Source organism: Allocoprococcus similis (assembly GCF_054660775.1).
Window position 1 is genome coordinate 101747 of record NZ_BAAHSG010000016.1, and the last position, 14273, is coordinate 116019.

Annotated in this window: 18 protein-coding genes and 1 riboswitch; of the genes, 16 read left to right on the plus strand and 2 right to left on the minus strand. The window is 45.7% G+C overall.

Annotation, left to right across the window (positions count from 1 at the left end):
* The first annotated feature begins 67 nt into the window (after positions 1–67).
* The 5 genes from ACYQ5K_RS08170 (at position 68) to ACYQ5K_RS08190 (ending at position 3254) form a co-directional block, all read left to right on the plus strand.
* The gene (locus ACYQ5K_RS08170) at positions 68–685 is read left to right on the plus strand and encodes a DUF6088 family protein (RefSeq protein ID WP_117514335.1); all 618 of its coding nucleotides are present in this window, start codon (positions 68–70) and stop codon (positions 683–685) included.
* Positions 682–1680, plus strand: coding sequence for a nucleotidyl transferase AbiEii/AbiGii toxin family protein (locus ACYQ5K_RS08175; RefSeq protein ID WP_118651050.1), 999 nt, complete (start codon positions 682–684; stop codon positions 1678–1680). The genes ACYQ5K_RS08170 and ACYQ5K_RS08175 overlap by 4 nt, the downstream gene beginning before the upstream one ends.
* A gap of 83 nt (positions 1681–1763) precedes the next feature.
* Positions 1764–2081, plus strand: a complete 318-nt coding sequence (locus tag ACYQ5K_RS08180; RefSeq protein WP_029676883.1) for a hypothetical protein — start codon at positions 1764–1766, stop codon at positions 2079–2081.
* Positions 2077–2844 carry an FAD-dependent thymidylate synthase gene (locus ACYQ5K_RS08185; protein WP_199596375.1) on the plus strand — a complete coding sequence of 256 codons (768 nt, stop codon included), beginning with the start codon at positions 2077–2079 and terminating at the stop codon, positions 2842–2844. The genes ACYQ5K_RS08180 and ACYQ5K_RS08185 overlap by 5 nt, the downstream gene beginning before the upstream one ends.
* Positions 2841–3254 carry a dUTP diphosphatase gene (locus tag ACYQ5K_RS08190; RefSeq protein WP_005361111.1) on the plus strand — a complete coding sequence of 138 codons (414 nt, stop codon included), beginning with the start codon at positions 2841–2843 and terminating at the stop codon, positions 3252–3254. Before ACYQ5K_RS08185 ends, ACYQ5K_RS08190 begins: the two co-directional genes overlap by 4 nt.
* A gap of 119 nt (positions 3255–3373) precedes the next feature.
* On the opposite strand, the gene ACYQ5K_RS08195 is transcribed toward ACYQ5K_RS08190, so the two are convergent.
* Entirely contained in the window at positions 3374–3688 is a 315-nt protein-coding gene (locus ACYQ5K_RS08195; protein WP_005361112.1) for a helix-turn-helix domain-containing protein, read from the minus strand.
* A gap of 149 nt (positions 3689–3837) precedes the next feature.
* On the opposite strand from ACYQ5K_RS08195, the gene ACYQ5K_RS08200 reads away from it, so the two are divergent.
* The 11 genes from ACYQ5K_RS08200 to ACYQ5K_RS08250 all read left to right on the plus strand — a co-directional run bounded on the left by ACYQ5K_RS08200 (position 3838) and on the right by ACYQ5K_RS08250 (position 12037).
* Positions 3838–4347: an SLOG family protein gene (locus tag ACYQ5K_RS08200; protein ID WP_118724271.1), complete on the plus strand. Its 510-nt coding sequence runs from the start codon at positions 3838–3840 to the stop codon at positions 4345–4347.
* Between the two features lie 65 nt (positions 4348–4412).
* Positions 4413–4538 carry a DUF3789 domain-containing protein gene (locus ACYQ5K_RS08205; protein WP_081017347.1) on the plus strand — a complete coding sequence of 42 codons (126 nt, stop codon included), beginning with the start codon at positions 4413–4415 and terminating at the stop codon, positions 4536–4538.
* A 3-nt stretch (positions 4539–4541) separates the two neighbouring features.
* On the plus strand, positions 4542–6650 hold the full coding sequence (locus ACYQ5K_RS08210; RefSeq protein ID WP_118398105.1) for a DNA topoisomerase 3: 2109 nt from the start codon (positions 4542–4544) through the stop codon (positions 6648–6650).
* The gene (locus tag ACYQ5K_RS08215; RefSeq protein WP_118721941.1) at positions 6647–7030 is read left to right on the plus strand and encodes a hypothetical protein; all 384 of its coding nucleotides are present in this window, start codon (positions 6647–6649) and stop codon (positions 7028–7030) included. Before ACYQ5K_RS08210 ends, ACYQ5K_RS08215 begins: the two co-directional genes overlap by 4 nt.
* Before the next feature lie 5 nt (positions 7031–7035).
* Positions 7036–7404, plus strand: coding sequence for a cysteine-rich VLP protein (locus ACYQ5K_RS08220; protein ID WP_118398110.1), 369 nt, complete (start codon positions 7036–7038; stop codon positions 7402–7404).
* A gap of 192 nt (positions 7405–7596) precedes the next feature.
* Complete coding sequence (locus ACYQ5K_RS08225) at positions 7597–8190, plus strand: hypothetical protein (protein ID WP_459777474.1); 594 nt, start codon at positions 7597–7599, stop codon at positions 8188–8190.
* Between the two features lie 13 nt (positions 8191–8203).
* Complete coding sequence (locus ACYQ5K_RS08230) at positions 8204–9124, plus strand: DUF4316 domain-containing protein (RefSeq protein ID WP_459777447.1); 921 nt, start codon at positions 8204–8206, stop codon at positions 9122–9124.
* Positions 9124–9822, plus strand: a complete 699-nt coding sequence (locus ACYQ5K_RS08235; protein WP_055158499.1) for a hypothetical protein — start codon at positions 9124–9126, stop codon at positions 9820–9822. Before ACYQ5K_RS08230 ends, ACYQ5K_RS08235 begins: the two co-directional genes overlap by 1 nt.
* The gene (locus ACYQ5K_RS08240) at positions 9819–10163 is read left to right on the plus strand and encodes a plasmid mobilization protein (protein WP_459777448.1); all 345 of its coding nucleotides are present in this window, start codon (positions 9819–9821) and stop codon (positions 10161–10163) included. Before ACYQ5K_RS08235 ends, ACYQ5K_RS08240 begins: the two co-directional genes overlap by 4 nt.
* 85 nt (positions 10164–10248) lie before the next feature.
* Positions 10249–10539, plus strand: a complete 291-nt coding sequence (locus ACYQ5K_RS08245) for a CD1845 family protein (protein ID WP_005361132.1) — start codon at positions 10249–10251, stop codon at positions 10537–10539.
* 88 nt (positions 10540–10627) lie between these two features.
* A complete protein-coding gene (locus tag ACYQ5K_RS08250) occupies positions 10628–12037 on the plus strand; it encodes a relaxase/mobilization nuclease domain-containing protein (protein ID WP_117657329.1) in 1410 nt (469 codons plus the stop codon).
* Between the two features lie 150 nt (positions 12038–12187).
* Here ACYQ5K_RS08250 and ACYQ5K_RS08255 read toward each other — a convergent pair whose 3' ends face one another.
* Positions 12188–13915, minus strand: coding sequence for an IS1634 family transposase (locus ACYQ5K_RS08255; protein WP_459777449.1), 1728 nt, complete (start codon positions 13913–13915; stop codon positions 12188–12190).
* Positions 13916–14140: 225 nt separating this feature from the next.
* A riboswitch (TPP riboswitch) is annotated at positions 14141–14240 on the plus strand.
* Positions 14241–14273: the final 33 nt, after the last annotated feature.

A 14273-nucleotide genomic window follows, 5' to 3' on the forward strand; every position in this document is an offset into this window, starting at 1 on the left:
AATAGGACCTATTGCAATCATGTCACGAATAATATATAATATTCGTGACATGAAGGGAGGCGGTATTGTGGACAACGGATATACAAAACGAATACGGGAGCGTGTTCTTTCTCTTGAAGATGGAACTGTTTTTGTGATGTCTGATTTTGCGGATATTGCAGATACATCCACTATTCGTCAAAGTTTAAGTCGTTTAGTGCAATCAGGAATATTGCGCCGCATTTTGAAAGGTGTTTATGAAAAACCAAAATATAGCAAACTTCTGGATGAATATGTGGCGGCAGACCCGGAAGCGGTGGCAAACGCATTGGCGCGAAGTTATCACTGGACGATTGCCCCATGTGGGAATACAGCATTGAACCTGTTAGGTCTTTCAACACAGGTAACAGCAGTATGGTCCTATATCAGCGATGGTCCATATAAGACCTACGAGTGGAACTCTACAAAACTGGAATTTAAGCACCGGACCAATAAGGAGATTACCGGATTGTCCTATATGACAAGTTTGGTTATACAGGCATTAAAAACGCTTGGCAAATCGAATGTTACGCCAGAAGTCATACAGATGCTTTCCGAAAAACTGACAGACAAAGATAAACAGGCTTGTTTGAAGGAAGCAACAGAGTCTACGGATTGGGTTTACGATACGATACGGCAGATTTGTGGAGGTGAAAAGGTACAATGAGAAATATAGCAAGACTTTCAGATAACGACCGCAGGGAACTGTTCAGAAATACAGCAGATAAAATGGGGCTGAATGATGCCATCGTGGAAAAAGACTTTTGGGTATGTTTTACGCTGGATTATTTATTTCACCGCTCACCATGGAAAGAGTCCATTACCTTTAAGGGCGGTACCAGCCTTTCAAAAGCCTTTCACCTGATCAGCCGGTTTTCAGAAGATATTGATTTGATTCTGGACTGGCGTGTATTGGGATATGGCAAAGATGAACCATGGGAGAAACGTTCCAATACAAAACAGGACGCTTTTAACAAAGAAGCCAATGCGCGTGCGGAAGTATTTCTGTCCGAAACATTCTGCCCGGCAGTCAAAGCCGGCTTATCCCAGGAAATCGGTTGTGAAGCAAATGTCTACATAGATGAAAAGGATAAACAGACGGTCATTTTCGCCTATCCGCACCTTTTTATGAATACGGCGACTTTACAGGTGATCCGTTTAGAGATTGGTGCGCTGGCAGCGTGGACTCCTGCAAAAACAGCGCTGATCGAACCATACGCGGCAAAATATTATCCGAAGATTTTTGAGCAAAAAGAAACTGCAATCCTTACCGTTGCCCCGGAACGGACCTTCTGGGAAAAAGCCACAATCCTGCACCATGAAGCGAACAGACCGGAACATTTGGAAATGCCGCAGCGGTATTCCAGACATTATTATGATCTCTACCGCATGGCTGCAACACCGGTTAAAGAAGCTGCTTTTTCCAGGCTTGACCTCCTGAAGAAAGTTGTAGATTTCAAAATGAAATTCTATCCCAGATCATGGGCGAAGTACCCGGAGGCTGTGCCGGGCACATTAAAATTACTCCCGCCGGAATATCGGTTTGCAGCATTGGAAGCGGACTATAACTCTATGCAGGATATGTTGTATGGGGATGTTCCGACATTTGAGACAGTCATAGCAGCGGTCCGGGAACTGGAAAAAGAGATCAATACACTATAAACAATTACATATCCGTTTATTTGCCGGCTATTCTAAGATGCTTTAGAATAGCCGGTTTCTTGTTTTCAAAGGAGGGATGCTATATTACACAAAATGAAGTCAATGCCGTTTTTGACGAACAGGTACGGCTCTGTGCTGATACCTTGAAACGGAAAACCAAAGAATACACCGGGGATGACCCGGACCGGCTGGGTGCATTTAAGGCAGCGGCAGCTTTACAGCACACAACGCCCCAGCGTGCCCTTGCCGGTATGCTGGCAAAGCATATTGTTTCTCTATACGATATGTGCTTTGCCGAAGAAGTGGTTTATCCGATGGACACATGGGACGAAAAGATCACAGACAGTCTTAACTATCTGTTCTTACTGAAAGCGATTGTAAAGGAGGGACATACCAATTAAACAGATTGAAGTAAAAATTTTGAACTGCCAGGCGGTAGCGGAAGCAGAAAAAAACATGGTCTTTGCGGCAAGGCTTACCCAGCAGGGACATAAGATTGCCTCAATGGACGACCTGATGGAGCTCTACGAAAAATCATTCAGCGTTCAGACAGTAGCAGCTATGGGGGCGCTTCCCCATCCTACCATCCAGAAATTTGCGGTGATCACGGTAGCCATTGTCGGCGCCAGCAGGCGTTTTCTGGCGCAGATCACCCGCCACCAGAACGAAGTAAAATTTATGAGTGCATCGCTGCAGTACAGCAACTATACGGGACAGGCGGATTTCGCTGTCCCGTATTCTATTATGACGGCTCCGGCAGTGGTACGGGAACTGTACTTAAAAAGCTGTAATGAAAGCATGAAATGTTATGAAGCCCTGTGCACTGCCGGAAGCGGGCACGATGCGGCCGGCTATGCCACGCCCCAGGGATTGCGGAATGTACTGCTCATCAGCGCCACCCCTTATCAGTGGAAACATATCATCAGCCAGCGGGTATGCCGGAGAAATACAGATGAAACAAGGATCGTGCTGCTAAAGGTCTGGAAAGAACTTTATGAACTAAGCCCTACTTTGTTTGCCCCATCACTGACCGGGCCTTTTTGTCAGATGGATCGATGTCTGGAAGGGAAAATGACCTGCGGACGAAAACTGCAGGCAAATATGACGCCAGAGGATATTTTGGAAAAAGATTATCCTGCTCTTTGGGAAGGAGACTGCCGATGAAAATAAAACTGATCGACTTTGGCGTACCGGAGCACCAGCGTCCTTACCGTCCGCATGGCAATGATGCCGGAGCAGATGTTTATCTGCCCTATGACTGTACCTTACAGCCCGGAGAAATCGCCAAAATTCCTCTTGGTTTTGGACTGGAAATACCGGATGGATATGCGGGATATATCTTTCCTCGTACCAGCATGGCGGTAAAAGGCCTGGTCTGTGAACTGCCGCCTGTGGATTCTGGTTACCGTGGAGAGATCCATGCGATTATCAGCAATGTAAGCAATCAGGCGCAGTCTCTTTTTAAGGGAGCCCGTATCGGGCAGCTTGTGATCACGCCGATCGTCATTGCGGATTTTGTAACCGATCTGGGAACAGAACGAGGAACCGGCAGCTTTGGCAGTACCGGCGAATAGAAAAAGGCTGTTTGGAGAACAGTTTTTGAATACTTATCGGTATAGGGAGCGGACATTTCGAGAACATTATAAAATATAATAAAGAAAGTCACGAAAAAAGCGGCCATTACCGTGACCGCTTACTTTCTGCTATTGAGTTCTTTCATAATACCGAGGATATATTGCATGGATTGAGGATCAAGCTGTCTTGCCTCTGCAATGAATTCCTTTAAGGTTTCCGGGTAGGTATTTCCTTCATCAAAGAATTCCTGCGGTGTCACACCCAGATATTCGCAGATGTAGAAAAAAGACTGCATAGCGGGAAGTGACTTTTTATTCTCAATATTATTGATGTAGTTGTTTGCCTGACCTAACGATAAAGACATATCGCGTGCGGAAACTCCTTTCTGTGTCCGCAGCTTCGCTAATCGTTCCGGGACAAAATCTTCATACATCGCCTTCACCTCCCATTCTGTAATAGATTGTACCTTACACCCCTTTATTATCCGCAAAAGGAAAAAGGGTATTATCGTTGACTTGCTAAATTAAATCTATTACTATATAAAAAGTGAAGAATTTTACCTATCAGATGGAGGGATGACCGATGAAAGGAAAAACTTGCTGTGTTACCGGATACAGGGATTTACCGCAGAATGAGATCAACAAAATAAAAACAGCCTTGGCACATGAGATCGATGCTGCTGTTACAGATGGGTTCACCTGTTTTATGAGCGGTTTTGCAGATGGCGTAGACCAGTATTTTGCGGAGCTGGTGCTGGAAAGAAAGCAGACCACCCCGGCACTGGAGCTGATCGCAGTGATCCCTTACCGCAAGCGTCTGGACAGCCTAAATAAGAAAACAAGAACCCGTGAACTGCTGGAGGCTTGTGCGGATGTTGTTGTGATACAGGAAAAATATCTCCCAAGCGTCTACTCCCACAGAAATCGTTATATGGTAGAGCACTCCGACCGAGTGATCGCTGTATATGATGGGCGGGAAACCGGCGGTACGGCAAAGACGATCCGCTTCACCCACCGGATGAAAAAGGAACTGCGGGAAATCCCGGTTGGAGAGATCGTCCTGCCAGATCACTTGAAACCAAAAACAAAATAGATACCTGTTGATGCGCTCACTTTGAAGTGGGCGTTTTTCTTTACCTATTTTTAGGAGGAATGCTTATGTGGAACCTAATCTCACATTTCCTTACCTTTGCCGGAGGAATGGCTTCCGGCGTTATGCTGATGTGTCTTATGCAAACCGGAAAACTTGCGGATAAAGAATTTGAAACTATGAAGGAGGAATAAAAATTGAAACTTGTGATTGCAGAAAAGCCCTCTGTTGCTATGTCATTAGCAGCAGTATTAGGCGCAATGGAAAGAAAAGATGGTTATCTCGAAGGTCCCGGCTACCTGGTGAGCTGGTGCGTGGGACATCTTTTGGAACTGGCACAGCCGGAGGCTTACAAAGAACAGTATGCCAAATGGCGGTATGAGGACCTTCCGATTCTACCGGAAAACTGGAAATATGAAGTTCCAAAGGATAAGAAAACGCAGCTTGCCCTTTTGTGCCGGCTGATGAAGGACAAACGGGTTGATTCCGTGGTATGCGCTACAGATGCCGGGCGTGAAGGAGAACTGATCTTCCGTCTGGTCTATGAATATGCCGGATGTAATAAGCCTATGGAACGCCTTTGGATTTCCAGTATGGAGGATGCGGCGATCCGTGAGGGTTTTGACCATCTCCGTCCCGGCAGTGATTACGATAAGCTCTATGATGCGGCAGTATGCCGGGCAGGGGCCGACTGGCTGATCGGAATCAATGCCACCCGGCTTTTTTCTGTCCTGTATGGTGTCACACTAAATGTCGGCCGTGTTATGTCACCGACGCTGGCACTTTTGGTACAGCGTGAGTCGGATATTGAATCCTTCATCAGCAAGCCTTTTTATGTGCCGGAAATTACCTGCGGAGGTTTTACTGCTTCCGGCGAAAAAATGACGGAACGATCCGAGGCTGAAAAAATCCGTATGGACTGTGACCACAACTCCGCTTTTGTGCGTTCTGTGGAAAAGCAGGTAAAAACCATACAGCCTCCCTGCCTTTATGACCTTACAACTCTGCAAAGGGAATGTAACCGTATTTATGGCTATACAGCTCAACAGACCCTTGATTATGTGCAATCTCTCTATGAAAAGAAGCTGGCAACCTATCCGAGAACGGACAGCCAGTATTTGACGAAGGACATGCAGGCAACCGCCGCTTCCCTGATCCTGTGGCTGCGTGACAATATGCCCTTTGGAAAAGGCTGCGCCGGAGAGCCGGACATTGACCGGGTAACAGATGACAGCAAAGTGACCGACCACCATGCCATCATCCCAACTGTGGAGATTGCAAGGACAGACCTGTCAGAGCTTCCTTCCGGGGAGCGGGATGTGCTTACCCTGCTTGCCGTCAGACTGCTTTGTGCCACAACGCAGGTACACCGATTTGAAACGGTCACCGCTATATTGGACTGCCAGGGATATACTTTTACGGCAAAAGGAAAGACCATCTTACAGTCCGGCTGGAAAGAGGTGGAACGGATTCACCGCATGAGTATCAGGCAGAGTGAAACGGAACACAAAGAAAATGAAGATGCCGCTCTCCCTGTGCTGAAGGAAGGGCAGACTTTTGAAACTGTGTCAGCAAGTCTCCGTGAAGGGAAAACTTCACCGCCGAAACACTATACGGAGGACACGCTGCTGTCCGCTATGGAGACGGCCGGTGCGGAAGATATGCCGGAAGATGCCGAGCGTAAAGGATTGGGTACTCCGGCTACCCGTGCGGCAACACTGGAAAAGCTGGTTTCTGCCGGATTTGTACAGAGAAAGAAAAAGCAGCTCATTCCTACGGAAAAAGGAAGGAACCTGATTGCAGTCCTGCCGGACAACATCAAGTCTCCCATCTTAACTGCAGAATGGGAATCTATGCTGAAACAAGTGGAACATGGCGAACTGTCAGCAACATCTTTTATGGATCAGATTGCAGATATGAGCCGGACGCTGGTAAAAGAACATACTACCCCGGAGGAACGTTTTGCGGATCTGTTTCCTTCTTCCAAAGGAACTGCACATGAAGCCGTGGGGGTATGTCCCCGCTGCGGTGCCCCGGTATTTGAAGGAAAGAAAGGTTTTTTCTGCGACAACAGGGAATGTTCTTTTGCTCTTTGGAAAGATAACCGTTTCTTTTCCAGCAAGAAAAAATCTATCACAAAGTCTGTGGCAGCGGCTCTTTTGAAAGAGGGCCGTATTTCTATGTCCGGGCTTTACAGTGAAAAAACAGGAAAGACCTATGATGCGGAAGTGATCCTGGATGATACCGGCGGTAAATATGTGAATTTCAAGCTGAAATTTCCCATAAAGAAAGGCAGGCGTAAATGAGTGATCGAAAAACCTTTGAATATGGCGGTTATCACTTCACGCCCATACGAAAATTTCACAAAAAAGAAGGCGACTTTTTCGCCATATCGAAACGGCTGGCAAGTGACCCCAACTTAGGGCTGTGTACCTATCAGGATCGGCAAAAAGCACCTTATGATTACAAAGGCTTTTATACCGTCGCAACCGACAAAGAATGTGATGTTTTCCGCTGCGAAGAAAATGGCTTATTGTATGTGCCTGGAAAAAACGAACTTTTTATTTACCATGAACCGAAACAGAAAAAGCGGAACTCTATCGCCGATGCCCTTTCACAGCCCAGGAATGTTACTGATGCAACCGGAATTTCCGGCGGCAGGCAAAGCAGTGACCCGGAAAGGTAGGCATTATGGCAGAGAGGGAATTAAAACGCTCGGAGCGGGCTGCAATCAGAAAGCTGGTTACAGAGCTTTGTGCCAACTATGACTCTCAGGATAAGATATGCCTTCCCCTGGACAGCCCTTGCTACATGCTGAATAAATGGTGGACCGGCGCTTATTGCAGGTACTTTGAAAAAGCGGTGCTGCCGGTGGATGCAGCATTGGAATCAGCCATTACCGGCGAGGACACCTCCATGAGACAGAAAATATGTCCTGTGTGTGGAAAAGCATATCTTCCTATAACCAGCCAAGCATATTGTTCTGATGCTTGCCGGATCTATGCAAGACGGAAATCCGAGCGGGAACGCAAACGCAGGAAGCGGCAAAACCAACCATGATATGTACGCAACTTAGCCCCAAAAGTCCTTGATTTTCAAGGGTTTTTTCCACCTGTTTTTAAGGGAGCTGTATAAGAATACTCCGGTGCTTTGAAATGAGGTTAAGTTGCGGACAAAACATATATTTTAACAAAAACGATAGGAGGCGATTTTTTGAATATCAACACGATTACTGCAGAGGACCTTCGCCGTATGTCAGATAAGGAAGGACTGATTTTACAGGGCTGTGGCGGGGATCTGACAGAGTGGGTGGACGGGATCAACGAAATGCTGACACATGCAGGCATATTGAAAGATGGCTGTCAGTTTGAGAATGTGGCTACTTTTCAGCACGGCGAACTGACCTGTTTGCTTTACCCGTTTGATGATGTAAAACTGGATATAGGGAAACTTGCCCTGTGGCGTTTACAGACCCATGAAGTCTATGGCGGCACATGGCTGTCGGACTTTGTGCCGAATTATTTAGGCGGATTTATAGAAACACCAGAACCGTTGGCAGATAAACCGGACTGTCAACTGATCGGAGCAGATGGGAACATTTTTAATCTGCTGGGTATTGCTTCCCGTACTTTGCGGGAGCATGGTCTGAAAGAACAGGCAAAAGAAATGTCTGATCGGGTATTTGCTTCCGGCAGTTATGGAGAAGCGCTCTGTATCATTGGCGAATATGTCAACATCACAGATTCCGAACCGGAGCATAAGAATTCTCTCCGTCAGCAGCTAAAAGCAACAAAACCGGCAGACCCGGTAAAAAAGCAACAAACTTCCAAACAACAGGAACGATAAGGAGGGATGCGGAATGGAAAAGAAACTGACCTATGGTGTATGGGCGGTACGAAGCAGCACTTCTATTTTCGGACCGGCACAAAGCTGGTGCAAGGAAAATGGGAAACCGTTGGAATTTGATAGTAAAGCCGATGCTGAAAACTATGCAAAGGAAGCCAACGAGCATACGACAGCAAATGTCCGATACTATGTGAAAGAAAAAGAACCGGAACCCGGTGCTGTTCGGAAAGGAACACCTCAACCAGAGCTGAATGCGCGCAGGCATGAAGAAGTGACACCAAGAAATGATGCAGCGGAAAAACAAAACGAGATTCCGGGCAGACAGATTCCTTCTCAAACAGATCCGCTGGTAGAAATCCGCTCTGCGGTCCATAGTAATTACGCGGGTATGGTCGCTATGCTGGGTGCGGACAACCGTGTATATTTAGGGTGTGAGGAGCGCTGCCATTATCAGGATATGCAGCCATCTTACTATGACAATCAGGACGGCTCCCTGTGTTTTGTCTGTGATCAGCCCGACATGTATTATTTTCTTTATGGAGAAGGCTGGGCGCATACCCAGGCAGAAATGCTGGAACGAGGGCTTACCCTGCGCCAGTATGAAGAATTTGCAAGACTGCAAAATGGGGTCCTTGCACAGTTTACCACCCAAAGAGAAATTCTGTTTGCCGGACAGCCGTTTCAGGCGCCGGAGAGTTATCTGCGCAATGCGGAACTTTATGAGGAAGGACAAACCGGCAACTACAATATGCTGGATGGCAGGCTGAACAACGAACCTCCTGTGCGCCCGGATCTGACAGACGGACAGACGGATGAAGAAATCCGGGAGCTGGTGCCGGAAGCAAAGCCGTCTTTGATGGACCGTTTGAAAGCAGACAAACCGGAGCATGAAGCAAGGCAGATGATCCCTCCGGTGCCGGAAAGGGAACGCTGATGGCCGGGGTAAGATTTGAGGATGTAGATCTTTTGGGTGCTCTTTCCCGTATCGTAGATCTTCATACCCAACATTATAAAGAGGACTTTGACCTGGATAAGGAACTGATCTCAAAACTGGCTGTGTCAGAGCGTTCAGAGGATAAACAGCTTCTTTGGATGTCACGCCCTTGCGGAACCTATACCCTGCGCGAACGGGAAGTTTATCTGGAGGGCAGCCATGAAAACAAAGTGTGGCGGTTTTACCAGGAGCAGACAAATGATCCCGTTTTGGCTTATGCCATCTCTTTGAAAGAAGTCAGGGACGGAAAAATATTTGGCGATCTCTATCCGCTAAATTATAGAGAACATGTGGAACGGATGAAAAAATTGACCTGTCCAATCGGAAATGTAGCCGTTGCTTTTGAGGATGGAAATGTTATCACGATTCCCTATCAGGAACGGAGACAATTTATGAACCGGCTTATGCCAGAGCATGGAGCCCCTAAAACAATGACTTATCTGCCAGAAAATGAGCCGGAGCTGATGATAATTCTAAAACGGGAACGCCTCAAACGCAGCTATCATGCGACAGCCGGAAATCTGGAGGAATATCTTGATAAGCTGGAAAAGACCACCCTGCGGGAAAAACTCAAAAGAGCAAAGACGGCGGTTTCGACGCAGGAGGTCTCATCTCATAAAAGAGGGTTGGAACGATGAATGGCGGGCATAACAAAAAATCCGTCCGCGTCGAATTTGTCATGTCCGAAGCGGAGGCCGAACTGGTAAAAGAACGCATGACGGAACTTGGCATTACCAACCTGTCGGCATATCTGCGAAAGATGGCCGTAGACGGTTACATCATCCACCTTGATATGGGAGATATTCAGGAAATGATCCGGCTTCTCCGCATTTGTTCCAATAACTTAAACCAATATACCAGACGGGCCAATGAGACCGGCAATATTTATGCCGCAGATATAGATGACATCCGCACCCGTCTGGACAGCCTTTGGGATGGCATGGACAAACTGATCCGGGGATTTGCAAACATTTCATAAACAGCCGGAAAGCCGTTGCTTTCTTTTTGCCGTCACGGTAAAATTTTTATAAGGGCAGATGCCCTTCTGAAAGGAGGCAAAGCGTATGCGTTTGATAGGTAAATTACTGGCACTTCCCTTTATGCTGGTTACGGGGATTCTTTATCTGGTATGTAAATTTTTAGTGGTTCTTTCCGGTGCGGTACTTGGGATTCTTTCTGGGATCATCTTTCTGGCGGCATTGGTGCTGTTCTTTGTCGCAGGATTTTTGCCGGGTCTTGCATGGCTTATGATCGCCTTTCTTATCAGTCCATACGGTCTGCCTCTGGCGGCTGCATGGCTGGTAGGGATCATTGGCGGGGCAAACAGTGCCTTAAAGGATTTTATATTTGGTTAAGCAGATTTGGCGGGGCGCATAGGCAGCCCCGCTCTTTTTCTGCAATTATAACTTCTCTGATTGGAATTAAGTTAAGGAGGTGACGAAAATAGCGACCACAAGACTGATGCCTCTGCATGTAGGAAAAGGTCGGAATATCTCTACTGCGATCTCAGATATTATTGATTATGTAGAAAATCCGCAGAAAACCGATTTTGGAAAATTCATTTATGGCTATGAGTGTGATACCCGGCTTGCTGATGCAGAGTTTCTTCTGTCCAAACGACAGTATGCAAATCTGACCGGCAGAAATCAGGGTGCAGATGATGTGATCGCCTACCATCTCCGTCAGGCATTTAAGCCCGGCGAAGTTACGCCAGAAGAAGCTAATCAGATCGGCAGGGAGCTGGCACTGAAGCTCACAAAAGGAAACCATGCCTTTGTTGTCTGCACCCATGTGGATAAGCACCATGTCCATAATCACATCATTATCAACTCTACTACACTGGACTGTCAGAAAAAATTTCGCAACTTCTGGGGTTCTACCTGGGCAATCCGGCGAATGAATGACAAGCTGTGTTTGGAACATGGACTTTCGATTGTAGAAAATCCGAAACCCAGCCGGGAGCATTATGGCACATGGCTGGGGAATAAAAAGCAGCCTTCCTTTCAGGAGCAGATACGCATTGCTATTGATGCTGCATTAGAGGAAAAGCCAAAAGATTTTGAGGAACTTCTACAGAAGCTGGAAACTGCTGGGCTGGAAGTCAACCGTGAAAGAAAACATCTTCGGTTCCGAGTTCCGGGACAAGAAAATTATACCCGATGCGATACGCTCAAAGGCGATTATACAGAACAAGCCATCAAAGAACGGATTGCCGGTACACGGACAGTAAAACCCCGCCATGCCTTTTCTAAAAAAACGGTTTCCAAAGTTGGATTGCTGGTTGATATTGAAGTTGCAATCCGTTCCGGCAAGGGCCCTGGTTATGAGCGCTGGGCAAAAGTGTTCAACCTAAAGCAGCTTTCTCAGGCAGTGCTCTACTTAAAAGAACATGGCGATATGGGTTATGAGGATCTTCTGGAAAAAGCCAACGCCACTACCACTAATTTCAATACCTTATCCGTTCAGATCAAAGATCTGGAGTCAAAAATGAACGCCAATGCCGAGCTGCAAAAACAGATCGTAAACTATGCGAAAACGCGGGCTGTCTATGTAGAATATCGCAAAGCCGGGTACAGCAAAAAATTCCGAACAGAACATGAAGCTGAAATTCTGCTGCACCAGGCGGCAAAGAATCATTTTGACGAGCTGGGAATCAAAAAGCTCCCCTCTGTCAAATCTCTCCGGGAGGAATACACCGATCTTCTGGAACAAAAACGGAAAGCCTATTCTGCCTATAAGCAGGCCAAAAATGATATGAAAGAACTTCATAATGTTCGGGCCAATGTGGAATACCTATTAGAGATTTCTTCCCCACCACAACCGCAGCGCAGCACAGAAAAATCCCGTCAATAAGGTTTGCTAACTTGAATTCTATAGACCTTGACTTTCCGGGACTTCTTAACTATAATCCTGTTTTTGACAGTTTCAAAAAATAAAATCGCTGCAACGCCAGAAAATATAGGCGTTGTAGCGATTTTGACTGTTGTTTTAAACTATAGTATTTTATTCCCTTCCTTTACTTTTTTTCTGGATGGTTTTCATCTGGCTTTTGGTGATAAATTTGAAATCTGTATCAAAACCACAGATCTTATGTAAGGAATCTGTCAGTCTATCGCGTGTATAAAGTGGGATAAATCCCTGATCCTGTATATTTGCGAAATTCATGGACTTCAACTTATCCAGGATCATCTCGCAGGTAAAATCCTGTCCCAGATCTTTTTCAAGATACCGGTATATCACCAGGGAAAGAAAACAGATGAGAAAATGTGCTCTTATGCGTGCGTCAGCATGGACAAATACAGGTCTTGCTTCAAAATCCGTTTTCATGATGCGGAAACATTCTTCAATTTCCCAACGCCCTTCACTGACTTTTAGGATGTCTTTTACATCATCATCCAACAGATCAGTAGTAACTGCATACATTCCATCATAAAGTGCTTCATCTTCGATTTTGTCTGTGTCCAGATAATGGCGGATGTCTGCGGCTTCACCGTCTTCCGTTACGGCTGTCTTTCCTATGAAACGTGCCGGATCGTTTGGATTTCTCCGTTCTTTTTTTATGTTTCCTGACTGCAGCATTTTTTTGGCACGTTCAACCTGAAGATCACGTATTGTTTTTTGATATCTTGCAAATTTAGGCGAATAGGTTACGATCAGACGCTGGTGCAGCGTGTGGGGTGTATAAGGCTCATCCTTATAATACAATCCGTTATCGTCTTCCGGGATTTCTGAAAGTTCAACAGGCATATCATCTGATACGCGTTTGAAGCCGGTCTTGTCCAGAGCCCATTTTTTATCATCTTTATTCAGCTTTTTAATGGACTGGGTGACAATAAAAGCACGTTCACCGACATGGTTTATCTTTTTGATGGCTTCGGAACCAAGTCCGGCATCACTGCAGTAAATAAATTTTGTACAGCCAAAGTCCTGGAGGACTTTTCCTTCCAGCGGTTTCAGGGAAGTCTGTTCATTTGCGTTTCCGGGGAAAAGTGAAAAAGCAAGAGGTATCCCATCACCGTCCATAAACATCCCCATCTGGATGATCGGGTTAGGACGGTGTTCTTTGCCTTTGCCGTATTTTCTGTCCCCATCTTCCTGCTCAATCTCAAAGAAATAGTTTGTACAGTCATAATACAGGATAGCATCGTTTCGCTTTCCGAGAAGATGACTGTTTTTATAAACTTCCGACTGGATAAAATCACATTCATTTCCAAGAACGTCGAGTGCCCGGTAGATGTCATGCAGCTGGTAGGATGGTTTTTCCAGAAATTCAGAAGCTGTTTTATAGGAAGACCGTTTACTGGCAGGTTCTAAGATCCTGGCATAGATGAGATCAGATAGGATCGCGTTGATATCATACTTAAATTTATATTTATCGCGGAGTTTCCGGCAGATCTTATCAAGCTTGAGGCGGTAATAAAAAGTCTGTGGGAAAAGATAACCGCCACGGTAGAGAACCTGCTGGCCATAATCTAACTTATGATCAGAATGGAAGGTTATCTGGACAGCTTTTGTCTGCTGATCTTTTTTATATTTTTCGGTTTCAAGCTTAACTTCATTTTTTGCCCATGCAAGAACGTCGTCCCTGGTTGGCCCATGTTCGACAATGAGCTGGTTCAAAGTGCCGAGTTTACGGACAATGACAGAGGATGTTTTGCCATTGGCTTTGGTATAAGATTTTGCAATATAAAAGGATTCTGCATTTTTGGATTTTGTTATATGTAGATTCATAAGCACCCCTCCAATGCTTATTATAACACACAATAACATAAAATAACAGCATATAAAACATAAAAATTGACATAAAAAATGCAGGTTTTATAAGACCTGCAAGTACTTTTCTTGATATTCAACTGTCAAACTCCCGCGCAGCGCAGCACAGAAAAATCCCGTCAATAAGGTTTGCTAACTTGAATTCTATAGACCTTGACTTTCCGGGACTTCTTAACTATAATAATACTCAAGCAGGGGGACTACCTTGTAGTTGAGAAGGTTAAAACCTGACCCTTTGAACCTGTTGGCTAATACCAACGCAGGGAGCTAAAGAATACAGATTCGTATTTTTTGGACATTCTCTGTTTTGGGAATG